The sequence below is a fragment of the Pantoea deleyi genome, assembly GCF_022647325.1.
GTDB lineage: Bacteria > Pseudomonadota > Gammaproteobacteria > Enterobacterales > Enterobacteriaceae > Pantoea > Pantoea deleyi.
This window is the reverse complement of the sequence record NZ_CP071407.1, coordinates 230,223-254,118: the sequence shown is the minus strand read 5'-3', so window position 1 is coordinate 254,118 and position 23,896 is coordinate 230,223. Positions and strand designations below refer to the sequence as shown.

Annotated in this window: 23 protein-coding genes and 1 riboswitch; of the genes, 13 read left to right on the top strand and 10 right to left on the bottom strand. The window is 60.1% G+C overall.

The window, feature by feature from the left end; translation table 11 throughout:
* Nucleotides 1-41 precede the first annotated feature (41 nt).
* Complete coding sequence (locus J1C59_RS20460; protein WP_128086681.1) at nucleotides 42-953, top strand: LysR substrate-binding domain-containing protein; 912 nt, start codon at nucleotides 42-44, stop codon at nucleotides 951-953.
* A 64-nt stretch (nucleotides 954-1,017) separates the two neighbouring features.
* Here J1C59_RS20460 and uca read toward each other — a convergent pair whose 3' ends face one another.
* The 6 genes from uca to J1C59_RS20430 all read right to left on the bottom strand — a co-directional run bounded on the left by uca (nucleotide 1,018) and on the right by J1C59_RS20430 (nucleotide 8,789).
* Nucleotides 1,018-4,623 (bottom strand): urea carboxylase, encoded by a 3,606-nt coding sequence (uca, locus tag J1C59_RS20455; protein ID WP_140917087.1) that lies wholly within the window; start codon nucleotides 4,621-4,623, stop codon nucleotides 1,018-1,020.
* Between the two features lie 117 nt (nucleotides 4,624-4,740).
* The gene (locus J1C59_RS20450; RefSeq protein WP_111138424.1) at nucleotides 4,741-5,376 is read right to left on the bottom strand and encodes an urea amidolyase associated protein UAAP2; all 636 of its coding nucleotides are present in this window, start codon (nucleotides 5,374-5,376) and stop codon (nucleotides 4,741-4,743) included.
* A gap of 10 nt (nucleotides 5,377-5,386) precedes the next feature.
* Complete coding sequence (locus J1C59_RS20445) at nucleotides 5,387-6,115, bottom strand: urea amidolyase associated protein UAAP1 (protein WP_128086708.1); 729 nt, start codon at nucleotides 6,113-6,115, stop codon at nucleotides 5,387-5,389.
* Entirely contained in the window at nucleotides 6,112-6,897 is a 786-nt protein-coding gene (locus J1C59_RS20440; protein WP_128086709.1) for an ABC transporter ATP-binding protein, read from the bottom strand. The genes J1C59_RS20445 and J1C59_RS20440 overlap by 4 nt, the downstream gene beginning before the upstream one ends.
* Nucleotides 6,894-7,709, bottom strand: a complete 816-nt coding sequence (locus J1C59_RS20435) for an ABC transporter permease (protein WP_140917088.1) — start codon at nucleotides 7,707-7,709, stop codon at nucleotides 6,894-6,896. The genes J1C59_RS20440 and J1C59_RS20435 overlap by 4 nt, the downstream gene beginning before the upstream one ends.
* A gap of 24 nt (nucleotides 7,710-7,733) precedes the next feature.
* Nucleotides 7,734-8,789: a putative urea ABC transporter substrate-binding protein gene (locus J1C59_RS20430; RefSeq protein WP_140917089.1), complete on the bottom strand. Its 1,056-nt coding sequence runs from the start codon at nucleotides 8,787-8,789 to the stop codon at nucleotides 7,734-7,736.
* A gap of 59 nt (nucleotides 8,790-8,848) precedes the next feature.
* Nucleotides 8,849-8,947: riboswitch (guanidine-I (ykkC/yxkD leader) on the bottom strand.
* Nucleotides 8,948-9,221: 274 nt separating this feature from the next.
* Here J1C59_RS20430 and J1C59_RS20425 point away from each other — a divergent pair.
* On the top strand, nucleotides 9,222-10,271 hold the full coding sequence (locus tag J1C59_RS20425) for an ABC transporter substrate-binding protein (RefSeq protein WP_128086710.1): 1,050 nt from the start codon (nucleotides 9,222-9,224) through the stop codon (nucleotides 10,269-10,271).
* Nucleotides 10,271-10,981, top strand: coding sequence for a substrate-binding domain-containing protein (locus J1C59_RS20420; RefSeq protein ID WP_140917104.1), 711 nt, complete (start codon nucleotides 10,271-10,273; stop codon nucleotides 10,979-10,981). Before J1C59_RS20425 ends, J1C59_RS20420 begins: the two co-directional genes overlap by 1 nt.
* Before the next feature lie 21 nt (nucleotides 10,982-11,002).
* Here J1C59_RS20420 and J1C59_RS20415 read toward each other — a convergent pair whose 3' ends face one another.
* Complete coding sequence (locus tag J1C59_RS20415) at nucleotides 11,003-11,386, bottom strand: cupin domain-containing protein (RefSeq protein ID WP_128086354.1); 384 nt, start codon at nucleotides 11,384-11,386, stop codon at nucleotides 11,003-11,005.
* Between the two features lie 264 nt (nucleotides 11,387-11,650).
* Here J1C59_RS20415 and J1C59_RS20410 point away from each other — a divergent pair, with 264 nt between their 5' ends.
* A complete protein-coding gene (locus J1C59_RS20410; protein WP_162287380.1) occupies nucleotides 11,651-12,448 on the top strand; it encodes a MetQ/NlpA family ABC transporter substrate-binding protein in 798 nt (265 codons plus the stop codon).
* Between the two features lie 128 nt (nucleotides 12,449-12,576).
* On the opposite strand, the gene J1C59_RS20405 is transcribed toward J1C59_RS20410, so the two are convergent.
* Complete coding sequence (locus J1C59_RS20405; protein WP_128086353.1) at nucleotides 12,577-13,284, bottom strand: phage antirepressor KilAC domain-containing protein; 708 nt, start codon at nucleotides 13,282-13,284, stop codon at nucleotides 12,577-12,579.
* Between the two features lie 380 nt (nucleotides 13,285-13,664).
* On the opposite strand from J1C59_RS20405, the gene J1C59_RS20400 reads away from it, so the two are divergent.
* Nucleotides 13,665-14,099, top strand: a complete 435-nt coding sequence (locus J1C59_RS20400; protein WP_128086352.1) for a 6,7-dimethyl-8-ribityllumazine synthase — start codon at nucleotides 13,665-13,667, stop codon at nucleotides 14,097-14,099.
* A gap of 52 nt (nucleotides 14,100-14,151) precedes the next feature.
* A complete protein-coding gene (locus J1C59_RS20395; RefSeq protein ID WP_128086351.1) occupies nucleotides 14,152-14,625 on the top strand; it encodes a nuclear transport factor 2 family protein in 474 nt (157 codons plus the stop codon).
* Nucleotides 14,626-14,670: 45 nt separating this feature from the next.
* Here the strand turns inward: J1C59_RS20395 and J1C59_RS20390 are convergent, their stop codons facing one another.
* On the bottom strand, nucleotides 14,671-15,066 hold the full coding sequence (locus J1C59_RS20390) for a hypothetical protein (protein WP_128086350.1): 396 nt from the start codon (nucleotides 15,064-15,066) through the stop codon (nucleotides 14,671-14,673).
* Nucleotides 15,067-15,425: 359 nt separating this feature from the next.
* On the opposite strand from J1C59_RS20390, the gene J1C59_RS20385 reads away from it, so the two are divergent.
* The 3 genes from J1C59_RS20385 (at nucleotide 15,426) to J1C59_RS20375 (ending at nucleotide 18,442) form a co-directional block, all read left to right on the top strand.
* Nucleotides 15,426-16,196: a MerR family transcriptional regulator gene (locus J1C59_RS20385; protein ID WP_128086349.1), complete on the top strand. Its 771-nt coding sequence runs from the start codon at nucleotides 15,426-15,428 to the stop codon at nucleotides 16,194-16,196.
* A 116-nt stretch (nucleotides 16,197-16,312) separates the two neighbouring features.
* The gene (locus J1C59_RS20380; RefSeq protein WP_128086348.1) at nucleotides 16,313-16,702 is read left to right on the top strand and encodes a DUF1090 domain-containing protein; all 390 of its coding nucleotides are present in this window, start codon (nucleotides 16,313-16,315) and stop codon (nucleotides 16,700-16,702) included.
* 465 nt (nucleotides 16,703-17,167) lie between these two features.
* Nucleotides 17,168-18,442, top strand: coding sequence for a Glu/Leu/Phe/Val family dehydrogenase (locus tag J1C59_RS20375; protein WP_128086347.1), 1,275 nt, complete (start codon nucleotides 17,168-17,170; stop codon nucleotides 18,440-18,442).
* A 42-nt stretch (nucleotides 18,443-18,484) separates the two neighbouring features.
* Here the strand turns inward: J1C59_RS20375 and J1C59_RS20370 are convergent, their stop codons facing one another.
* On the bottom strand, nucleotides 18,485-19,654 hold the full coding sequence (locus tag J1C59_RS20370) for an ROK family transcriptional regulator (protein WP_128086346.1): 1,170 nt from the start codon (nucleotides 19,652-19,654) through the stop codon (nucleotides 18,485-18,487).
* A gap of 295 nt (nucleotides 19,655-19,949) precedes the next feature.
* Between J1C59_RS20370 and J1C59_RS20365 the strand changes: the two genes are divergently transcribed.
* Genes J1C59_RS20365 through J1C59_RS20350 form a run of 4 tightly spaced genes read left to right on the top strand, consistent with a single transcriptional unit; the run spans nucleotide 19,950 to nucleotide 23,894 of the window.
* Nucleotides 19,950-21,197, top strand: coding sequence for an extracellular solute-binding protein (locus tag J1C59_RS20365; RefSeq protein WP_140917090.1), 1,248 nt, complete (start codon nucleotides 19,950-19,952; stop codon nucleotides 21,195-21,197).
* 9 nt (nucleotides 21,198-21,206) lie between these two features.
* Nucleotides 21,207-22,115: a carbohydrate ABC transporter permease gene (locus J1C59_RS20360; RefSeq protein ID WP_128086345.1), complete on the top strand. Its 909-nt coding sequence runs from the start codon at nucleotides 21,207-21,209 to the stop codon at nucleotides 22,113-22,115.
* Nucleotides 22,105-22,944: a carbohydrate ABC transporter permease gene (locus J1C59_RS20355; RefSeq protein WP_128086344.1), complete on the top strand. Its 840-nt coding sequence runs from the start codon at nucleotides 22,105-22,107 to the stop codon at nucleotides 22,942-22,944. Before J1C59_RS20360 ends, J1C59_RS20355 begins: the two co-directional genes overlap by 11 nt.
* Before the next feature lie 2 nt (nucleotides 22,945-22,946).
* Complete coding sequence (locus J1C59_RS20350) at nucleotides 22,947-23,894, top strand: carbohydrate kinase family protein (RefSeq protein WP_140917091.1); 948 nt, start codon at nucleotides 22,947-22,949, stop codon at nucleotides 23,892-23,894.
* The last annotated feature ends 2 nt before the right edge of the window (nucleotides 23,895-23,896 follow it).

Here is a 23,896-nt window from a genome sequence, read left to right as displayed (position 1 = left end):
ATGTAACGATAAAAATTTAATGCCCTCATAAGGAAGCGTTAATGCCGGCCAGAATCACCAGGTTGCCAAAAATCAGCGTGATACACGCCTTCAAAGTGGCTGCCGAGCTGGGCAGCCTGGCGAAAGCGGCCGCCCAGCTGGCGCTGACGCCAGCGGCCGTCAGCCAGCAGATCCGCCAGCTGGAAGAGCAGCTCGGCAGCGCTCTGTTTCTGCGTACGCAGAGTGGCGTGGTGCTGACCGAAACCGGCAAAGAGTATCTGCGCTACGTCACCGAAGCCTTTGATATTCTGCATCTCGGTCAGCAGAACATTCGTGATGCGGTTCGTGCGCCAAAACTGACGATCTATGCCCTGCCTGCTCTGGCGTCAAACTGGATCATGCCCCGGCTGGCGAGCTGGCGCGAACAGTGTCCGGATGTCGATCTGGCGCTGCACGGCACGCATGCGCAGGTCGATTTTCAGGCGATGCCGGCGGATTTTGTCCTCTGTTTTGGCGAGGATCGTTACCCGCAGCTCGAAAAACAGTGGCTGTTTCATGATGAGGTGCTGCCGGTCGCCAGCCCCGCGCTGCTGCAGCGCTTTGCGGCAAAGGCGATCTTCAGCCGTGCGCCGCTGATCCATCTGGACTGGGGAGATGAGGGGCGTTTCCTGCCGGACTGGCGCAGCTGGTTTCAGGCCAGAGGCATGGACGAGCCGCTGCCGCAGCCGGGCTACACCTTTAATCTTACCTCGCTGGCAATCGACGCGGCTGTCGCGGGTGCCGGGCTGCTGCTTGGACAGCGACGCCTGATTGCGCCGCAACTGGCGCGCGGCGAACTGGTGGTGGCAGACGATTTCAGCCTGCCGCTCAGCAAACCCTATTATCTCGCCTGGCCGCCCCGCACGCGGGCGCTGCCGGGCAGTGCGGCGATGATCGCCTGGCTTGGCGGCCTGGCCGGTAAATCGTCATCGTAATACCCTGCGCCCGCCGCGTGTTTCCGGCGGGTTCAGAGCGATAGCGTGACACTGTCACGCTGCGTTACGCATTATCCTCCACGATCACCGCCACCCGTTGCCCTGCACGCACTGCGCCGCCCGGCTGCACGCTTACCTGCTGGACGATGCCATCACAGGGCGCGATTAACGGGATCTCCATCTTCATCGACTCCAGCACGACCAAGACGTCTCCCGCCCGCACCCGGCTGCCTGCAGTAGCCTGCACCTGCCACAGATTGCCGGAAATCGGGCTTTCGATCCCCTGCTCGCCCGGCTGCAGCGGCATCTCGCCGCCCTCTTCGGCTATCGCTTCCAGACTGTCGAAATGGGCCTGTCCGCTGGCGATCCAGCGGTCGCGCTCCGCGTTAAACGCGCTCTGCTGATGCTGGCGGAAGGCGTCGATACTCGCCGCTTCGCGGGCGAGAAAAGCCTGGTATTGCGCCAGCCGCAGCGTGCAGTGTTCGATCTGCAGCGGAAAGCGGCCAAGCGGAAAATCGCGGCGGATCTGCAGCAGTTCGCTGGCCGAAACCGGATAAAAGCGGATCTGGTCGAAAAAGCGCAGCAGCCAGGGCTGACCACTGAAGTCAGCGACCTGATGATAGCGATTCCACATCTGCAGTGTGCGCCCGACAAACTGATAGCCGCCCGGTCCCTCCATGCCATACACGCACAGATAGGCGCCGCCGATGCCCACCGAGTTCTCCGCCGTCCAGGTGCGGGCCGGATTATATTTGGTGGTGACCAGCCGATGACGGGGGTCCAGCGGCGTGGCAACGGGCGCGCCCAGATAGACATCGCCCAGCCCCATCACCAGGTAGCTGGCATCAAAAACGGTATTCCAGACCGCCTGTTTATCCGGCAGGTCGTTGATGCGGCGGATAAACTCCAGATTGTCCGGACACCAGGGCGCGTCCCGGCGTACGGTGGTCATATATTTCTCTACAGCCTGCTGACAGGCCGGATCGTCCCAGGAGAGCGGCAGATGCACGACGCGCGAGGGCACCTGAAGATCGTCACTCAGGCAGACTTTCTCCCACTCCCCGCGCACCCAGGTCAGCAGCCTCTCCGGCGTCAGGGTTTCCGGCCGGAAGTGGATCTGCAGTGAGCGGATGCCGGGGGTGATATCAATAATGCCGTCGCGGGCTTGCGCCTCCAGCCCCTGCATCAGCGCATGAATACGGAAACGCAGCACCAGATCCAGCTCTGGCTCGCCCGCCTCCAGCAGCAGATGGGTGTCGCCGGAGAGACGGGCGACCAGACGCTTATCTGCCTCGCCACAGCTCATCACCACAGGCGAGGTCAGCGGCGCGGGCTGCCAGTGCGTTTCCTGCGGCTGTAGCGTGGCCAGCTCCTGGTGACGGGCTATGGCCAGCTGCCGGGCGACGGGAATCGCCACCGCCACAAACTGCACTTTATCTCCCGCTTTGAGCTGGCCCATCTGCCACAGGTCCGCCTCAATGACCGTCACCGGACAGACAAACCCGCCGAGGCTCGGCCCGTCCGGGCCCAGGATCACCGGCATGTCACCGGTGAAATCGACCGCGCCGATGGCGTAGGGGTTGTCATGAATGTTCGAGGGGTGCAGGCCAGCCTCCCCGCCGCTGTCGCGGGTCCAGATCGGCTTGGGGCCAATCAGACGTATGCCGGTGCGGCTGGAGTTGAAGTGAACCTCCCATTCCGTGGCGAAGAAGGTCTCGATATAGTCTGGCGCAAAGAACTCCGGCGCACCGTGCGGGCCATAGATCACGCGCAGCGTCCGCAGTGCGCCGGGACGGGTGCGCAGCGCAGAAGGCAGTTCTGCCCCGGTCGCGCGCGTGGCGCGGGGGGCCAGATGCAGTACGTCACCACTGCGCAGCGCCCGTCCGGCGTGCCCGCCAAACTGACCGAGCGTGAAGGTACTTTTGCTGCCCAGATAGTCCGGCACCTGAATACCGCCGCTCAGGCAGAGGTAGCTTCGCACGCCCGCGCCGGTGATCGCGCCCAGCTTCAGGGTCGCCCCGGCCGGAATGGTGAAAACGGTGTCCATCGGCTGTGCGATCCCGTCCAGCGTGACGCTGAGCGGCGCACCGCAGATTACCGCCTCGACCGCTGTGTTAAATTTCAGGGCAGGCCCGTTAAGGGTGATTTCCAGCGCCGCATCCCCTTCACCATTGCCCAGCAGGCGGTTGCCCGACCGCAGGGCGCGATCGTCCATCGGGCCTGACGGCGGCACGCCGACCGCCCAGTAACCCAGACGGCCCGGATAGTCCTGAACGCTGGTCTGCGTGCCCGCACTGATGACCTCAAAGGTTGCCGCCTGATAGCGGAGCTGCTCCAGACAGCGCGTCCAGGGCTCGCCGGAGGTAAAGGGTTCGAAAGCCAGAATCTGCTGCAGATAGCGGCGGTTGGTTTCCACGCCATAGAGACGGGTTTCCGCCAGCGCCTGCGTCAGAGTGGCAATGGCCTCGTCGCGGGAGGGCCGCCAGGCGATCGCTTTTGCCAGCATCGGGTCAAAGAAGGGCGGCACCTCACACCCCGCTTCCACCCAGCGGTCGATACGCAGCGTCTTATCCCCGCTCTCCGGGAAGAAAACGTCGGTCAGCAGCCCCGGCGACGGCTGGAACTGCCGCCCCGGATCTTCCGCATAGAGGCGCGCCTGCACCGCATGGCCCTGCGGCGTTAGCGTGGTGGCCAGCGTGCGGAGCGGAGGGAGATCGCCTGCGGCCAGCGCAATCATCCACTGCACCAGATCCACGCCCCACACCTGCTCTGTGACGCCATGTTCAACCTGCAGCCGGGTGTTGACCTCCAGAAAATAGAACTGCTGCGCGGCGCTGTCATAGACAAACTCGACGGTCCCGGCGCTGCGGTAGTTCACTGCTTTTCCCAGCGCGATGGCGGCCTGGCAGAGCGCCTCCGCCATACCGGCTGGCAGGTTGGGCGCCGGGGTCTCTTCGATGACTTTCTGATTCCGCCGCTGCACCGAGCAGTCACGCACGCCCAGCGCGATCACCTCCCCCGTGCCGTCACCGAAGATCTGCACTTCCAGATGGCGGGCGCGCTCAATATATTTTTCCAGGAATACCCCGGCGTCGCTGAAGTTGTTCTGGCCCAGACGGCGCACCGTTTCAAACGCCTCGGCCAGCGCCTGGGCATCCCGACAGACGCGCATCCCGATGCCGCCGCCGCCCGCGGTACTTTTCAGCATGACCGGATAGCCGACCTCATCTGCTGCGCGACAGGCCTCGTCGATGTCCGCCAGCAGTTCGCTGCCTTCCAGCAGCGGCACTCCCTGGGCTTTCGCCAGCGCACGGGCGGTATGTTTCAGGCCGAAGGTTCGCAGTTGCGACGGCGTGGGGCCGACAAAAACCAGCCCCGCCGCCTCGCACGCTTCGGCAAACGCGGCGTTCTCTGACAGAAATCCGTAGCCGGGATGGATGGCCGTCGCCCCGCTTTGCCGGGCGGCAGCGATGATTTTTTCGCTCACCAGATAGGTGTCCGTTGCGGGTCCGTCGCCAAGGCTGATCGCCCTGTCCGCTTCACGCACGTGTAAGCTGCTCAGATCGGCCTCGGCGTAAACGGCCACGCCTTTTACCTGCATAGTACGCAGCGTGCGCAGAATGCGGCAGGCGATCGCGCCGCGGTTAGCAATCAGTAAGGTATCAAACATAAGCGAACTCTCAGGGAGGCGGGTCGTCCCGCCACATTCGATATTCCCTGGGGTCGTCCCCGGGGCTGACCGGCGCGCAGGAAACGCGCGGGCGGTATCTTCAGCGGATGGTGCCTCTCAGTTCCAGACCAGCACTTCGGCGGGCGTCGGGTTCCAGCCGTTACAGGGGTTATTCAGCTGCGGACAGTTGGAGATCAGCACCATCACGTTGCACTCCGCCACCAGCTCCACATATTTGCCGGGCGCGGACAGGCCATCGGCAAAGGTCAGTCCCCCTTCGGGCGTGACCGGCACATTCATGAAGAAATTGATGTTGGCGCCGATATCGCGCTTGTGCAGGCGACCATCGTGCAGACAGGCGCAGAGAAAGTTATCGCGGCAGCTGTGCATGTAACGTTTATCCTGGGCGTAGCGCACCGTGTTGCTCTCCTGCGAGCAGGCGCCGCCCAGGGTGTCGTGACGACCGCAGGTGTCGGCGACGATAGTCAGCAGCGGATTTCCCAGGTTTGAAAAGAGCACGCTGCCGGTGGTCAGATAGACATTGCCCTGACGGCGCAGCGTACGCTGCGGATCGTATCGCTCCCTTGGGTTATCGGCGTTATAAAACAGGGTATCGATCGCCTGATTGCCTTCGAGGTCGAGCAGGCGCAGCGTCTGGCCCTTTCTGACTTCAAACAGCCACGGCTCGCCCGCCGGGATCTGATGGCGATAGCACGCCTCTTCGGGAGAACGTTCAGAGTGAATGAGGGTCATGGCAGCCTCCTTACAGGGCAAAAAAGCGGGTGTTCTGAAATGCGCGCTGGTTCTCATCGCGCGTAAGCATGGCGTCCGTCACGGCCTGACTGTCGTCGGCCTGATACCAGCTCAGCTGGACCGGGCGCGGGTTGTATTCCGTTACCGGATCCTGCGGATGCGGCAGCGCGGTGAGGATCAGCAGCACATCCATCGGCGCGTAAAGCTCCACGTAGTCGCCCGCACGGCTGTTATCCGGGGTGAATGTAAACCGGCCTGCGTTATCCACCGTGACCCGGCTGAAGAAGTTCACCACCATCAGCAGATCCGCCAGGCCCAGATCCCATTTGCCCATCTCAACCAGCAGATTATCCACACCGTTGCGGTAGAAGCCGTTGCGCAGCTCCTGATAGCGCCCTGTGCCATACTTCTCCTGCGTCTCAGCCGCGTTGAGTACGCCGCCAAAGGGATCGTGCCAGCCGCAGCTATCGGCGACGATCGCCGCCATCACGCGGCCCATATCAGAGTAGAAACAGTGTCCGCGCGTCAGCCGCGCGGTGTGCTGCCCTTTCAGGGTGTCCGGCAGGTTCAGGCGCTCACTTTTTTCGTGGGGATTGAGCATCATCATGCTGACGTTAGCGCCGCCGTTGATATCGGTCAGGCGCAGAATCTGCCCTTTGCGCAGAATCAGTGAGGTATGGGCGCCACCCGGCAGCCGCTCGTCGCGCAGGGCCGGGGCGGAGTGAAACAGTGTGGTCATCGGGCGATCTCCTTAATCGGATAGAGGTTGTTTTGCGTGCCGGTCGCCAGCTGAGAGAGCCGGGTCTCATTGAGCGGGATGTCGTAAGTGATCCGCGCGCCCCACGCATTCGGGGCCTGAGGATCGAGGCGGACCTTGTCAAAGACCAGCAGCCGGGTGCCGAGATTAAAGCCCTCGGCCAGGTCGTGGGTGACCATAAACACCGTCATGCGGGTTTCGCTCCAGAGCTGAAGCAGCAGCGCGTGCATATCTTTGCGAATGCCGGGGTCCAGCGCGCCAAACGGCTCATCCAGCAGCAGCACGCGCGGCTGCATCACAAACGCCTGAGCGATCGCCAGTCGCTGCTGCATACCGCCTGAGAGCTGCGCCGGATATTTGTCGAGCGCATGCCCCAGCCCGACCTTCTCCAGCATCGCTTTTGCCTGCTCACGGGCCTGGCGTTTCCGGGCACCGAGCAGCCGTCCCAGAAACGGCGAGGCGGGCAGTTCGAGGCCGACAGCGACGTTATCCAGCACGTTCAGGTGCGGAAACACGGAATAGCGCTGAAATACCACGCCACGGCTGCGATCGGGTTCGGCGGACAGCTGCGCGCCGTCCAGCGTGATCGTGCCCCGCGTGGGCTTCTCCTGGCCAAGCAGCAGCCGCAGAAACGTCGATTTCCCGCAGCCCGACGCGCCCACCAGCGAACAGAACTCGCCCTCTTTCACCTGCAGGTTGATGCGCTCCAGCACCACATGGTCGCCATACTCCTGCCAGATGTTTTTGATATCGATGAAACTCATTCCCGGCCTCCTTCCGCCCAGGGGAAACAGGCCTTGTGCAGCTGACGCAGCGCCAGATCCATCAGCCACGCCAGCAGCGTGATCCAGATGACATAGGGGATGATGACGTCCATCGCCATATAGCGGCGCACAAGGAAAATGCGATAGCCCAGACCGGCCGTGGCGGAGATCGCCTCGGCGGAGATCAGAAAGAGCCACGCCGACCCGAGCAGCAGCCGCAGCGAGGTGATCAGCCGTGACAGCAGCTGCGGCAACACCACGCGCAGCACCACCGTCCAGCTGTTGGCCCCCAGGGTCTGCGCCTTGATGAACAGTTCGGCGGGGATCTCCCGCGCCCGCTGTTCCAGATCGCGCGCCAGCATCGGCGTAATACCGATGACGATAAGCATCATTTTTGACAGCTCATCCAGCCCGAAGACGATAAACAGCATCGGCAGCAGCGCCAGCGGCGGGATCATCGATACCACGGTCATAAAAGGCGACAGCGCCGCGCGGCTCATCGGGAAGACGCCCGCCGCGATGCCGATGCACAGGCCGATCAGCGATGAGATCGCCAGCCCGGTCAGCAGGCGGCTCAGGCTGATCCAGGTGTCTGCCCACAGCAGAAATTCCCCGCTGCGCTTGTCCGGCGTAAAGGCCATCCGATCGATGGCCGCGATCATCTGCGACAGGCCCGGCAGCAGCTTGTCATGCGGATTCGCCTCCAGGCGCACCGCCGAACTGATAAACCAGGCGGCGGCCAGCAGCACAAAGGGTAATAGCATCAGCGTCAGGCGCATTCCCTGGCGGGGATAGCGGTTGATATGGCGCATGGCTTGAACTCCCGGAGTCAGTAATTAGAGCTTGCCTGCGGCGGCCATCTTCAGATAGCTATCGTCAAAGCGCAGTTTGATGTTGGCGGGATCACCGACGGTGACATTGCCAGGGAACTGCATCCCGATGAAGTCCGCACTCTGCGCACCCTCTCCCAGCAAGCCCTTATCAAAGGAGAACGCGGCAACGCGCTGCATGGTTTTCGGCAGGTCGGGCGAGCTGACAAAGGTGGTGGTTTCGGCGGGCGTCGGGAACAGGTGGGTGGTTTTCAGCTGAGCCTGATAACCGGCGAGATCGGTGCCGGAATCGGCGGCCATCGCGCTCAGCGCCTGTGTATCCCCGGCCTGCATCTTCGCCATCATCTCAAACCAGGCCCCGGTCAGCGCCTTGCCCAGTGCCGGGTTCTCTTTCAGGGTGTCGGTATTCACTACCATCATGTCGATCAGTTCCCCCGGTACGGCGGAGGAGCTGAACACTTCGGTGGTCTGCGGCGTCTTTTTAATTACCGACAGCTGCGGATTCCACGCAACGGCCGCCTTAACGCCGCTGGTGCCGAAGGCCGAGACGATATCGGCATCCGAGGTGTTCACCACTTTGACATCCTTCTCCTGCAACCCGGCCGTCTCCAGCCCCCGGACCAGCAGATAGTGAGAAACCGACAGCGCAGGCAGATAGACCGACATCCCTTTCAGATCGCTGAGTTTCTTTCCGGTTCCTTTCAGGACGATGCCGTCGTTGCCGTCGGAATAGCTGCCGGTGATCAGCGCCGTGGAGTCAACGCCCCCGGCGGCCGGAATGGTCAGGGCATCCATATTGGTCATGGTGCAGCCGTCGAACTGGCCCGCCGTGTACTGGTTGATCGACTCGATATAGTCGTTCAGCTGGGTGATGTGAATTTTGATGCCATATTTGCTGGCCCATTTATCAATGATCTTCTCATTGCTGATGGCGCCCCAGGGCATCCAGCCCGCATAGATGGTCCAGCAGATGTTGAACTCTTTTTTCGCCGCGGCAAACGAGGGGGCGCTGACCAGCAGCGCCAGCGACATAACAAGTGTCAGGAGGGGGGATTTCTTCATGGTTGACCTCTGGTTGGCACAAAAAAAGGGAGCAGCGCAGGACACCAGATGGTGCCGCTGTCTCCCGGGCTTTTGTCCCGCCGTGTAACCTCGCAGAGGTCGCCAGCTCTCGGACCAGCCATTCACCTGCGTGAACCGGAACCCTAGCCAGCTATTGATGATCTTGTGTCTTACGCTGCTTACTGCCGGAAGTCCTGCAATTGGCGTACCAGAATTTAAATCGCGCAGAATCAGTCGGTTAACGAGGTCAGAAAGCAGAAGGCACCGGGATGGGGAGCCAGCGGCGCGCGTTGCACATAATCGGTGCCCAGCTGACGGCGTTCCGGCAGTCTCAATCTGTCACGCTGACCGCCGCTGAAAATGGCGGCAGACCGTGACGCCCTCTCTCCTTCGTTATATAATCCTGTGCATAACGAAATTTGAGGAGCCATAATGAAGCGTTTCTGGCAGGTATGCACCCTCGGTTTACTGGCCGTTCTTCCCCTGGCATCTCAGGCGTCGCGTCAGATTACTGACCAGACTGGCCGTCAGGTTACGATTCCTGACCGCGTCGACCGCGTGGTGGTACTCCAGCATCAGACCCTGAATCTGCTGGTGCAGATGAACGCCACCGATAAGATTGTCGGGGTGATGGCGAACTGGAAGCAGGAGCTGGGCGACGGCTATGCGCGTCTGGCACCGGAACTGAATCAGAAAGCCACCCTCGGCGATTTGACGCACGTCGATCCGGAAAAGCTGGTGGCGCTGCATCCGCAGGTGGTGTTTGTCACCAACTATGCGCCGCAGGCGATGATTGACAGCATCAGCGCCCTGGGTATTCCGGTGGTGGCGATCTCTCTGCGTCACGATCGGCCCGGTGAAAAGGCCAAAATGAATCCCACGATGATCGACGAGGAAACGGCCTACGATCGGGGGCTGCGCGAAGGCATTACGCTGATCGGCGATATCGTTAATCACCCCGCAGACGCGAAGGCGCTGATCGCGGCCACCGATGAGGGCCGTCAGATTGTCCGCGACCGTCTCAAGGCAATCCCGGCGGATAAACGCATTCGCGCCTATATGGCGAATCCGGAACTGACCACCTACGGTGCGGGCAAATACACCGGTTTGATGATGCAGCATGCGGGTGCAGTCAACGTCGCCGCCGCGACCATTACGGGATTTAAGACGGTCTCAATGGAGCAGGTGATCAGCTGGAACCCGCAGGTTATTTTTGTGCAGAACCGCTATCCCGGTGTAGTACAGACGATCAAGCAATCCCCGCAATGGCAGAGCATCGATGCGGTTAAACACCATCGCGTTTATCTGATGCCGGACTACGCCAAGGCCTGGGGCTATCCGATGCCGGAAGCGATGGGGCTGGGGGAACTCTGGATGGCGAAAAAACTCTATCCGCAGACGTTTCAGGATGTGGATATGGCCCGGCTGGCCAATCAGTGGTATCAGCGCTTCTATCGCACCCACTGGCAGGCAACGGAGTGATGCTCAGGGTGGCGGTGGCGGGCAGTCTGAAACCGGTCTGGCCCGCGCTGATGGCGAGCTTCCCGGCGCCGGTGGAGACCCGGTCTGGCCCGGCCGGTCTGCTGCGTGAAGAGATTGAAGCGGGGCTGGTCTGCGATCTCTTCGTCTCAGCCAGCGAAGAACATCCGCAGCGGCTGCGGCAGGCGGGTCAGGCGCTGGCAACCCTGCCCTTTGCCACCAATACGCTCTGCCTCACCGTCCGCAGCGATCGGCTTCAGGCGGGCGACGACTGGTTCACACTGCTGACCCGTGACAGGCTGCGGATCGCCACCTCCACGCCGGGCGACGATCCCGGCGGTGACTATGCGCAACAGCTCTTTTCCCGGATGGGAAAGGCGGGCGAAGCGGTGCGTCAGCGGGCCAGAGCGCGGGTCGGTGGACGCCACTCCCCCCCGATCCCGCCGGGCAGGCTGGCGGCGGAATGGCTTATTCTGGAAGATCGGGCCGATCTGTTCATCGGTTATGCCAGCTATCGGGCGGCGCTGCGCCGGATTGCCGGGCTGACGGTGATGGCAATCCCGCCCGCGTTTAACCCGGTGGCGCGTTACTGCTGCGCCATCCTTACCCCGGAGGCGCAGCCGCTGGCCGGGTTTCTGCTGACCGACTGGGCGCAGGCGCGGCTGCGGGAGGCCGGGTTTGGCGGTGCGCCGCAGGCTCATTCCCCGGCCTGACAGCGCCCGCGCGCCCCTGCCCTAAAACTCCTCCGGCTCACCTGGCAGAGGTTCGCTCAGATCCTGCCCCTTTACGCCGGCATAGGTGATCACCAGTTCGGCAGGCTCTTCCAGCGTGTATCCCCGGTGTGCGCTGTTGACGGTTTCATTCAGGGCCTCTCCCGCGTGAAACGTGCGCTGCTCGCCGCTCTCTTTATCTTCGACGATCAGGGTGCCGGAGAGAATAAACGCCGCATTTGGCATCGGATGGGTGTGCCAGGGGAGCGAGGTATGGGCAGGCAGCGACAGTCGCATTACGGTCAGTTCAGGTTCGCCAGCGGGATAAGCATCAATTACCTCGCCATTCCAGGCCTGGCTGCTGCGCATTACCTCAACGGCGTTAATTTTGTTCTTTTGCTTCGACATGATAATCCCTGTTTTCCGGAAGCGTGCCGGTCATGAATGAGAAGTAAGCTTAGAAGATAATGGCGGTGACGGGCCTGCTGTCCGCGCAACTGATTACTGTTTCGCCACCTCAAATATTCATGGTAAATAGCGGCTGACGACAGCGCTGGTTATTTTATGCCCGATAATGGCCTTGCGGTTATAAGATATAGCCCGGCGCGAGTTCGCAACCTGCCCGTTCTGTATTATCTTTGAAATCATCTACTACCTGAGGGATTTCTGATAATGAAAGGTCTGTTTACGGCGTTACTCGCCAGTTCTGTTTTATTATTATCTGCCTGCTCGAAAGATGACGATAACAAAGTTAAAGTTGCCATTAATACCGGGCCGGATGAGGCGATCTGGCAGGTGGTTCAGCAGGTCGCAAAAGATAAATACAAACTTGATGTTGAGGTTCTCAACTTCAATGATTATGTGCTGCCTAACGAGGCGCTGAATAATAAAGAAGTGGATGCCAACGCTTTCCAGAGCCTGCCTTATCTGGAGGCGCAGTCCAAAGAGCGCGGCTATAAGTTTGCCGTGGTCGGCAAAACGTTTGTCTTCCCGATTGCGGCCTATTCGCACAAGATCAAGAACATCAGCGAACTGCAGAATGGTGCCACCATCACCATTTCTAATGAAGCCACGACGCTGGGACGCAGCCTGCTGCTGTTACAGGCACAGGGTCTGATCAAACTGAAAGAGGGTGTGGGTTATTTACCGACCTCGCTGGATATTATTGAGAATCCAAAGAATCTGAAGCTGGTTGAAGTGGATACGCCACAGCTGACCCGCACGCTGGACGATCCCAACGTGACCCTGTCGATTATCAATACCAACTTCTCCGCTCAGGCGGGATTATCAGCGCACCGCGACGGCCTGTTTATGGAGAGCGCCTCATCGCCTTACGTGAATGCACTGGTTTCACGCGAAGAGAATAAAGACAGCGATAAAATCCAGAAGCTGAAAGCGGCGCTGCAGTCACCGGAAGTGGCGGCGAAAGCCGACGAAGTCTATAAGGGTGACGCCATCAAAGGATGGTAAGAACGGCTCTTTGGGGATCGAAAAAGGCCGCAACCGTGTTGCGGCTTTTTTTGCGCCCTGGCTGACGGCTGACGGCTGACGGGGGGGACGCAGCGACGTCAGCCCGGCACCACCGGGTCAGTATGCGCTCAGGCGGCTGCCCCTTTCAGCTGCGCAGAGAGATGACCGGCCCATAAGCTGGCGACCCATTTCACCCCTTTGGAGGTGAAGCGCGCCTGAGAAAAGGCATGCTGGTTTTCACCCGTGCCGGTGTGCAGTGTGAAGTAGCCGGCCTGCAGGTGATAGTGCTGCGGCGTCAGGATGCCCTTCGCACGATACATGATATTGCGTTCCAGCAGGAACTGACGGAATTCCGGCTCTTTGGCTTTCAGCATCTTGCAGAGCTGACGGAAACCCAGCGCGTCGTCCACCTCAACGAAGGTATCAAAGAACGCGGCTTTGGGTGCCGAGAGCGCCAGCTGCTGCTCTGCGGCCTGACGCTGTTCAAACTGCTCCGCCCAGGCACGCGCCGCTTCGGCCGGATTGGTAAAGTCTGGAAGATGGGTGGTCTTTTCCCGGTCCTGCCAGCGATCCAGCACTTCAGCCGTGAAGCCCGGCGACAGGCGAGCCACGGCCAGCAGCGAATCACGCTTATTCAGGCGGTACTCCTGACGCACTTCCCCTTCCCGCTCATACTCGCTGACGTTGAGTGGCTGGGAGAGACGCTGCGCCGTTTCCAGACTTTTGATTAACCGCTTCACTTCTCCGTGTGTGATGCCGGTCATCTGAGCCAGTTCACGGCTGCTCATTGTGACCGATTGTTCCAGAGATTTGAGGCTTTCAGTCGAAATCATCATGGGTTCACCCCTCACTAAAACGCTACCAATACCCGGCGGGCAGTCCAATTATTATACAACTACCTGTTCATATATCCAGTATTTTATTTAAGCAATTGCATAACCGGAACCGGTTACGCAAACGGCGGCCAGAGGGCGATGGTCGGGAGAGTACAGAGGGCGATTTGTCCGGATTTCTGGCGGGCTGCGCCGCTACGCAGGCGCGGTTTCTTCACTCCGGTATTCACATAAAATAACAATCATGGACACAGACTCTTTACATTGCAGTATAGTGAAGGCTGTCAGCAGGTTAACGGCCTGTCAGACGCCCTTTTCGATTCGGGGCCAGAAGGCTAATCTGGCCCGTTACCACTGGATATTATCTTTTACTGGAGTACGTCATGCAGCCGTTGAAAGTCGCCTTTATCAAAGCTAACTGGCATAGCGAAATCGTTTCACAGGTCCTGACCGGCTTTGAACAGGAAATGGAGAGCCGCGGTGCGACCTGCGAGATCAGGACATGGGATGTGCCGGGCGCTTTTGAAATGCCGCTGCTGGCGCAACGTCTGGCGCAGACCGGCAAATATGATGCGATCGTCTGTGCGGCTCTGGTGGTGGATGGCGGAATCTACCGTCACGATTTCGTCGCCCAGGCGGTAGTCAGTGGCCTGATGCAGGCGCAGCTGGCGACCAACGTGCCAGTCTTCTCCGTGTCGCTCACGCCGCATAATTTCCAGCCCTCTGCCGAATTCATCGACTTCTACACGCACCACTTCGTGAAAAAAGGCCAGGAAGCGGCGCGGGCGGTCTGCCAGATCCACGCGCTCGAACTCTGATCGTCACCTGCTGAGGCTTCATACGCTGAGCGGCCATGCTAAGGAGAAAACGTTGGAACAATCACGTCCGCCTTTACCGCCCTTTACCCGCCCCGAACAGGCGAGGGAGAAAGTCCGGCTGGCCGAAGATGGCTGGAACAGCCGCGATGCGGAGCGGGTCGCACTGGCCTACTCCGTGGACAGTCAGTGGCGCAATCGCGATACCTTTCTGATCGGCCGGGCTGAAATCGTCGCTTTTCTGCAGCAGAAGTGGCAGCGGGAGCACGCGTACCGGCTGATTAAGGAGCTGTGGAGTTTTGATCAGAACCGGATTGCGGTGCGTTTTGCCTATGAGTGGCACGACGATAATCAGCAGTGGTATCGCTCATACGGCAATGAGAACTGGGCGTTTGATGCGCAGGGGCTGATGAAGCAGCGCTTTGCCAGCATCAATGATCTGAAAATCAGCGAGGCGCAGCGGCTGTTTCACTGGCCTCAGGGACGACGCCCAGACGACCATCCGTCGCTGAGCGATCTCGGCTTGTAGCCCTTGCGTGTCCAGCGGAGAGCGTGGCTCTCCGCCAGCGTTCCATCAGCCCTGCTCGCCTTTGCTTTCAACAAAGGCCGCTTTGTTACGCGTCACCGTATAAGCCACTTTTTTGACATCTTCCGGTGACGTGGTCACTTCTATCGGGGCAATCGTCACTCTGCCCAGGCCAAACAGCGTGGCCACATAGCCACCCACCTGATGCTTGCCCGCAGGCACATGCAGCAGCTTGCTTTCCCCGTTAGGCAGTTTTCCGGCCTCTTTCCCATCTACCGTCAGGAATACGCTGGAGCCATCATCTGCACGGGTTTTGATATGGGAGACATCGATCTGCGTCGGGCCAGCAGCAAATTCATCGGCTGCATCGGCAGGGGCATGTTTCGCACAGCCGGTCAGTACAGCGGCAACCGTTACAACGGCGAGAGTAAAACGATAACGCATTTGGCACTCATTCTCCTGATTGTCAGAACCGACTATTTTAGCGGGTTCCCGGCCGGATGTAAGGGGGCCGAAGTCGGCATGCTCTTAAAAAGTGCCTGAAAAGCGGGCCTGTTGTGACAATTTACGTAAAGTTTTTTTACTGAATATATACACAGTCTTTTTGTCACCAGCGGGCGCGCGTTTTAACCTCTTGATCCGCCTGATTTCTCTGGCCGGATAAGACCCGATCTCGCCTCTGCAAACGGCTGCGCGGCGATTTTCCTCTGTGCTGCCCCTGTCAATTCAGCCTGATCAGGTTCATAGTAGAGGTTCATCCCCGGGGCCTTCCCGGCGGCCATTCCCTCAACAGAGGGTTCGATATGCAATTTCATACGACTGATACGATCTGTGCGTTTACCGGCACCCATCCCGCGAACCTGAAACGCTGGATGAAGCAGGGTTTACTGACGGCACAGGCGGATGCGGAAAGCTGGAGTGACGATCACCTCCGCGAAATTCACACCCTGATCAACTTAACGGCTACAGGCGCCACGCTGGAGGAGATCCGGCAGAGTCAGCAGGCGGCCTCGACGGTGAAGACACAAGGCTGGGCGGCGCGTAAAGGCGACATGCTCTGGCAGCTGGAGTTCGGCACCCCGCTGTCGCTCTCCCGTCAGATGCACCATATGGCCAGCAACTACAGCGGCGATGACTTCATCATCAATCTGCTGCGGCCGCTGAGCAGCTGGCTCCATGCGGACCAGCGTCAGGGCGCCGCGCGCCGCCTCGATCGTTTCGAGCAGACCGTACTGCAGCAGGCGGGCCGGGTGAAGCGCGCCTCGTCGCGTAGCGTCACCGCCGTTCCGCTGTTTCTGGAAGCGGTCAGCGTGCTGGATAAAACGGAGATCTGGCTGGAAGCGATTCGTCTGACGGCGATGGGCTTCGATGTGGCGGTTGACGCCCGGGCAAGCGGTAAGCCTGCCACGAAAATCCAGAACCATGAGCACCATGTGATGTGGTGTGGTGCCGGCATCAGTCAGGCGATGCAGGACTACTTCGAACAGGAATCTCAGGCGGGGCATCCGATCATGCTTTCCGGCCCCGATCGCAATCTGCTGTTTTCCCACACTTCCGCATCCAGCGCTGCCTGATCGCAGGCAGCGTCTGTCCCGCTTTTTCCCGCCAGACAATATTTTTTTCCGTTAAGACGCTCTTAAGGTGGCTGCGTATACTGGTGGCTCAACCCTGACTCATTGACGAGACGCTGATGAAAAAGAGATTACTGGCCTTTGGCCTCTGCCTGTTACCCCTTACCTTCACCGCTGCGCATGCGGCTTCTGACCTGACCGGCTGTGCCGCTAAAAAGCAGGCGATCGAGACACAACTCGCTTTTGCCCGGCAGCACAACAACAGCCAGCAGGCTGCCGGCCTTGAAAAGGCGCTGCGTGAAGTGGAGCAGCACTGCACCGGGAGCGGCCTGCTGAAGCAGCGTCAGGAAAAGGTGGCGGAGAAAAAGCGTAAGGTCGGGGAGCGCGAACAGGCGCTGGCAAAAGCAAAAGCGGAAGGACGCAGCGCCAGCAAAATCCAGAAGCGGGAAGAGAAACTGGCCGAAGCCCGCCAGGAACTCGACGAGGCCGAACAGGCTCTGCGGCAGTAACACAACGGGTCAGCCCGCCGGGCTGGCCTGCGCGTGTGGCGCTCCGGACACCTTTCGCCCGCGCCATGTTTAACTCACTGATTCCCCTGCGCAAATCCTGCCCTTTCCATTACATTATGTAATGCGTTGATTACTTATATTCATGCACCTAATTGGTGCAGTAAAGTCAACATGGTTGCGATCAATTATTTAACTTTTTGAACACCTTCAAGGAATTGAAAGATAGCGATATTTTCCCCTCTATGCAGCAAATACGCACTCCGGGCGCATCATTATTCGCGACTGAGCAGGCTTATTCATCGATCTATTCACTTACGCCGCCCCAAAAAGAGGCATAGCGCCCTTCTGGCCTGTCGGATGCCACATCTTATTTGTTTCAGGAGTGTTAGATTATGTCCGCGCCCTACAATGCGCTTACCATCCACGGCTCCACACAATAAATAACTTCATTAAGAAAGGTTTTTTATGGATAAGTTATCTTATGCGTCTGAAAGCAGCACATCTGCCTGGTCCACCTATCTGCAGCAAATCGACCGGGTTGCGCCCTATCTGGGCGACCTTTCACGTTGGATAGATACTTTGCGTCATCCTAAACGCGCGTTGATTGTCGATATTCCCCTGCAGATGGATGATGGCTCGATTCGTCACTTCGAAGGCTATCGCGTTCAGCACAACCTTTCGCGCGGCCCCGGTAAAGGGGGGATCCGCTATCACCCGGACGTTGATCTTAATGAAGTGATGGCGCTCTCCGCCTGGATGACCATTAAATGTGCGGCGGTAAACCTGCCTTACGGCGGTGCCAAGGGCGGCATCCGTGTCGATCCGTTTAAACTCTCCGAGAGCGAACTGGAGCGTCTGACCCGCCGCTACACCAGCGAAATCGGTATCATCATCGGGCCGCAGAAAGATATTCCGGCACCGGACGTCGGCACCAACAGCAAAGTGATGGCGTGGATGATGGATACTTACTCCATGAACCTCGGCACCACCGTGACGGGCGTCGTCACCGGCAAACCGATTCACCTGGGCGGCTCACTGGGGCGTGAAAAAGCCACCGGCCGTGGCGTATTCATCACCGGACGCGAAGTGGCGCGCCGCGCAGGCATCGAGATCGAAGGTGCCCGCGTGGCCGTGCAGGGCTTCGGTAACGTCGGCAGCGAAGCGGCCCGTCTGTTTGATGAAGCCGGTGCGCGTGTGGTGGTGATTCAGGACCACACCGCCACGCTGTTCAACGCCGATGGCATTAATATGGCAGCGCTGACCGAATGGCAGATCGCTCACAAGCAGATTGCCGGTTTCCCTGGCGCGCAGGACATTGAGAAAGAGGCGTTCTGGACCACCGAAATGGATATCCTGATCCCGGCCGCACTGGAAGGGCAGATTACCCGTGAACGTGCAGAAATCCTGAGCTGTAAGCTGGTGCTGGAAGGCGCGAATGGCCCGACCTATCCGGATGCGGATGACATGCTGGCTACACGCGGCATCATCGTGGTGCCGGATGTGGTCTGTAACGCGGGCGGGGTGACCGTGAGTTACTTCGAATGGGTGCAGGATATGGCCAGCTTCTTCTGGAGCGAAGAGGAGATCAACCGCCGCTCCGATAAGATCATGACGGAAGCGATGGTGCACGTCTGGGAGAAATCGAAGGAGAAAGCGTGCTCGCTGCGCACCGCGGCCTACATCGTGGCCTGTGAGCGCATTCTGATGGCGCGTAAAGATCGCGGTATCTTCCCGGGTTAATCCCGTGGGCGCTGTTGTCCGCAACCGCGCCCGTTTTCCCGCCTACTTCATCAGCACCTGAAACTGCGGGTTAAACTCATCGAAAATCGGCAAGGCGGCCGCACCCAGCGCCGCCGTGTCGCTGCCGGTCATGCCCCGCTTCAGTCGCATATCCAGAAGATAACGCCCGCGTACCGACTGATAGAGAGGTGGCAGCCGCTCAATCATCTGTTCCAGTAACGGCGCAGGCATCATGCCGCCGATAATCACCGCCTCAGCATCAAACACCGACTCCAGAATATTGATCGCCTGGCGCAGCGGCGTGGTCACGCTCTCAATCCAGGCGGTGAAGCGCGCAGGGTCGATCTGCAGGAGATCTTCCGGCAGCGCCCGCATCGGATCGAGGCCGCAGAACTCATAGGCAGCCTGCAGCGAAACATAGCGCTCCAGACACCCCTGATTACCGCAGTAACAGGCCCGCCCGCCCGGTGCCACCACGATATGGCCGATTTCTCCTGCGTTGTGGGCGTGACCGGTGTAGATATGACCGTCGGTAAAGATCCCGGCGCCCAGTCCGGTGCCGATATAGAGATAGATAAAGGAGTTGAGGTGACGGGCGCAGCCGTGAAAGCGTTCGCCGATGGCGGCGACCGTGGCATCGTTTTCCAGCGTGACCGGCAGACCGCTGATGGCAGCCAGTTCCGCCTCGATATCGACCTGCTCCCAGCCGTTCAGCGTGGTCGGCCCGACCGAGGAGATGCCCTCCACGCCAAACGGCCCCGGCATCACCACGCCAATGCCCAGCACCTTCTGCCACTTCGTGCCCAGGAAAAGGCGCATCTCCGCCAGCACGCCGGCAATGCACGCCAGCGTGGCAGCCGGCTGGGGCTTCTGCACCATCACAAGGCGGCGGAAGTGGACTTCGCCGCTGAGATCGACTAGCACCAGCAGCAGCGTCTGATGATCAAGATGAATACCGATGGACCAGGCACTGGTGGGATTGAGCGTGACCGGAATCGAGGGCTGGCCCCGTCCGCTGCGGCGCGGCTGGCGGCTGGTCAGCAATCCGGCCTGCTCCAGTTCGGCCACGATATTCGACACGGTCTGCGGCGTCAGCGAGGTCATGCGGGCCAGTTCGGCACGGGTCAGCTCCCCGTGCAGGCGGATGGCTTCGATTACCACACGCCGGTTGTGTGCCCGCGCATGTTCAAGGTTGGTTCCCGAGGTTTTCATGGTGTTTTCCATTACAGCGGCGCCTGACAGTATTGGGGGCCAGGGGCCTGCGGGCAAACAATATCTTTGATGCTGTACGCAATTCTGGCGCGTTGCGATAGGCAATTTTGCCATAAAAGCGCAGTCTGTGTTTCAGCGTTGTTACGGTGTTGTTCACTATCCGCGAGATGAGTGGCACGCCGTTTGCTTCTGTCTCTCAGGCCCTTTCACAAAGTGGCCCGTTTTACGCCCCGGATTAAATCAATCAAATTGATTTAATTAACCGACAGCTTGTTGCTGCATAGTGGAGAAGAGCATGTCACAGCATTACATCCCCCAACTGAAAGCCGGTTTTGCTGCCTTACTGCTGTTAAGCGCAGGCAGTGCGGCGGCGGCCAGCCAGATCAATGCCCTGTTTATGACCCAGGCGGCCTATAGCGAAAATGATATCCGCGCGATGACGCAGAGTTTCCAGCAGCAGCATCCCGATATCAGCGTTAATCTTGAGTTTGTGCCTTATGAAGCGCTGCACGACAAAATTGTGGCGGCGCGCGGTGCAGGCGGTAATGGCTATGATGTGGTGCTGTTTGACGCCATCTGGCCGGCCGAGTTTGCCCGTTTCGACCTGCTGCAGGATGTCAGCGCCCGCATCACGCCTGCGGAGAAACAGAACGTCTTTCCGGGCGCAATGAACACGGTGATCTATAAAGGCAAAACCCTGGGCATGCCGTGGATCCTGGACACCAAATACCTTTATTACAACAAGGCGATGCTGGCGAAAGCGGGCATTACTACCCCGCCGCAGACCTGGCAGCAGGTTCTGGATGACGCGAAAATCATCAAGCAGAAGCAGATCGTCACCTATCCGCTGGTCTGGAGCTGGTCGCAGGCCGAAGCGCTGGTGTGCGACTACACCACGCTGGTGTCCGGCTTCGGCGGGCAGTTCTATCAGAATGGCAAGCTCAGCTTCTCCGGCCCGGCCTCCCTGAAGGCGCTGAACCTGATGAAAAGCTCGCTCGATGAGGGGCTGAGCAACCCGGCTTCGCGCGAATATCTGGAAGAGGATGTCCGGAAATCGTTCTCTAACGGCGATGCGGCGTTCGCACTGAACTGGACCTACATGTACAACATGGCGAACGATCCCAGGCAGAGTAAAGTCGCGGGCGATGTGGGCATTATGCCTGCGCCGGGTGACGCGCCGGGCAAGGTCGGGGCGGTGAATGGTTCGATGGGGCTGGGGATCGCCAAAGGCAGCACCCATTCCGATCAGGCCTGGCAGTACATTCAGTATATGACCTCTCAGCCCGTGCAGAATCAGTACGCGAAGCTGAGCCTGCCGATCTGGAAATCTTCTTATCAGGATGAGGCGGTGAAAAAAGGTCAGGAGAGCCTGATCGCGGCGGCGGATAAATCGCTGAACGTGATGCTGTCACGTCCGGAAACCGCTGAGTACTCCCGTCTTTCGAACCAGCTTCAGCAGCAGTTGCAGCAGGTATTACTGGGGAAAATCCCGGCCCAGGATGCGATGGCGACCGTGGATAAAAGCGCCGCCCGGCTGCGTTAAGGAGTGATGATGCTGAGTCTGCGTCAACGCGAACAGCGTCAGGCATGGGTGCTGCTGGCACCCATGCTGCTGGTGATGCTGCTGCTCACCGCCTGGCCCCTGGTGCGCACTATCTGGCTGAGCTTTACCGATGCTGCGCTGATCGGCAGCGGTGAGGCGCCGGTCTGGACAGGGCTGGATAACTATCTCTATGCGCTCGGCGATCCCGATTTCCGGGCGTCGATCTGGCGCACGCTCTACTTCACCGTGGTCTCCGTCTCAATCGAAGGCGTCATCGGCGTGCTGGTGGCCCTGCTGCTCAACCAGAGATTTGTCGGACGCAACGTCCTGCGGGTGCTGGTGATCCTGCCCTGGGCGCTGCCGACCATCGTCAATGCGATGATGTGGCGGCTCAACTTCAATCCCGATTATGGCAGCATCAACGCCCTGCTCACGCAGCTCGGCATCCTTGATGGCTATCGCAGCTGGCTGGGATCGCCGGATGCCGCCCTGAACGCGGTGATGTTCGCGGATATCTGGAAAAACTACCCGCTGGTTACCCTGCTAGTGCTGGCGGCCCTGCAGTCGATTCCGGACGATCTGTTTGAAGCCGCCAGGCTGGATGGTGCCTCTGCCTGGCGTCGTTTCCGGGCGATTACCTTCCCGGCGATCGTGGCGCCGCTGGGCGTGGCGCTGGTGTTACGCACCATCGATGCCTTCAAGATTTTCGACATCATCTATGTGATGACGCGCGGCGGGCCGGTCGACAGCACTAAAACCCTGAGTTTTTTCGTCTATCAGGAGTCGTTCAGCTACCTGCGCGCCGGCAGCGGTGCCGCCTACGCGATACTGATGACCCTGATGTGCGCCCTGCTGATCACGATCTATCTGCTGATGTTGTGGCATCAGCGCCGCCGGAGTGCCGCCTATGAAAACTAAACTGCGCCGGGTGCTGCGTTACGGGGCCGCGCTGCTGGTTGCGATCTCTATACTGGCGCCGATGGGCTGGCTGTTTCTGATGAGCGTCAGCTCGGCCAGCGACCTGTCGCGTGTGCCGCTTGAGTGGCTGCCGCGTCAGTGGGATTTCAGCCGATATCAGGGGCTGATTTCGCTGGCACCGAACCAGCCGGGCACGATTTTTCTGCACGCGCTGGGGAACAGCCTGCTGGTCGCCACCGTCGCCACGGCGATTTCGCTGCTGCTGGCGATACCGGCGGCGTTCAGCTTCTCCCGCTACAGCGGCCGCGAGGCCTGGCTGTCCGGTGCGCTGGCAATCTATATGGTGCCGCCCGTGGCCTTTGTGCTGCCGCTCTACTTTCTGCTGCAGCAGCTCGGGCTGCTCAATACCCGCCCCGGCCTGGTGATGGTCTACTGCTCGCTGATCCTGCCATTTCTGACCTGGATGCTGAAAAACCAGTTCGACGCGCTGCCGCGCGATATCGAACAGGCTGCGCGTCTGGATGGCCTGCGTTTCTGGCAGGTGCTGCTGCGCATCACGCTGCCGCTGGCTAAACCGGTGCTGGGCGCGGCGGCCCTGTTTGGCTGGCTGCTGGCCTGGGATGAGTTTTTCTATGCGCTGCTCTTTACCAGCAATATTTCGGCACAGACCCTGCCGGTCGCCATCGCGGGTTTTACGGCCGGACGCGCGACCGACGATGGGCTGATCGCGGCGATCGGTATTCTGGCGTCGGTGCCGCCACTGTTCATCGCCATCTGGCTGCAAAAGACGCTGGTCAGCGGTCTCACCAGCGGCGGAAGTAAGGGATAATCATGATCGGGACTACCGCATCCACCCTCTATGTGGTGGGCAATATCAATGTCGATTTAATCATGAGCACGCTCGGCGAGTGGCCGCAGCGCGGCACGGAAGTGATGCTGCAGCACAGCGAGTTACGCCCCGGTGGCTCCGCCGGAAACTGCGCGCTGGCGCTGGAGGCGATGCAGGTGCCTCACAGGGCTATCGCGAATCAGGGCGACGACGGGTTCAGTCACTGGCTTGCCAGCCACTTTCCCCACAGCGCCGCCCACTGGCCGCGCTACCCCTGTGAAACTTCACTGACGGTCGGGGTGACCCATCCCGATAACGAGCGATCCTTTCTCAGCAATTATGGTCATATTACCGTGCTGACCGCAGAGGATGTGCTGGCACAGCTGCCCGTGCAGGCGGTGCCGGGCGACATCGTGCTGCTGTGCGGCACGTTTCTCTGTCTTGAACTCTATCAGCACTACCCGACGCTGCTGGCGACGCTGCAGCAGCGCGGCTTCTGCGTGGCCGTGGATACCGGCTGGCCGCCCGCAGGCTGGAGCAATGAAGTCCGCCTGCACGTCGGCCACTGGCTGGCGGCGTGCGACTGGCTGCTCCTGAACGAGGTGGAAGCGCTGGGGTTAACGGGTGCGGCGCGGCTGGACGAAAGCGGAGCCTGGCTGGCCGCGCGGCTCAGCGGTCGCGGCGGCTGCGTGATCAAGTGCGGCGCTGAGGGCGCACGGCTCTGGTCAGCCGCCTCGGTGCAGTATGCCGCCGCGCAGCCGGTGACGGTGGTCGACACCATCGGCGCCGGTGACAGTTTCAATGCCGGCTTTCTCGCCGCGCTGCTCTACGGTCAGCCCTCCCATACTGCGCTGCGCTGGGGCATCGATGTGGCGTCCCAGGCGATAAGCAGCTCTCCCCGCCGCTACCCCAGCTGGCAACAACTCCAACTTTCCAATGAGGTGCGCTGATT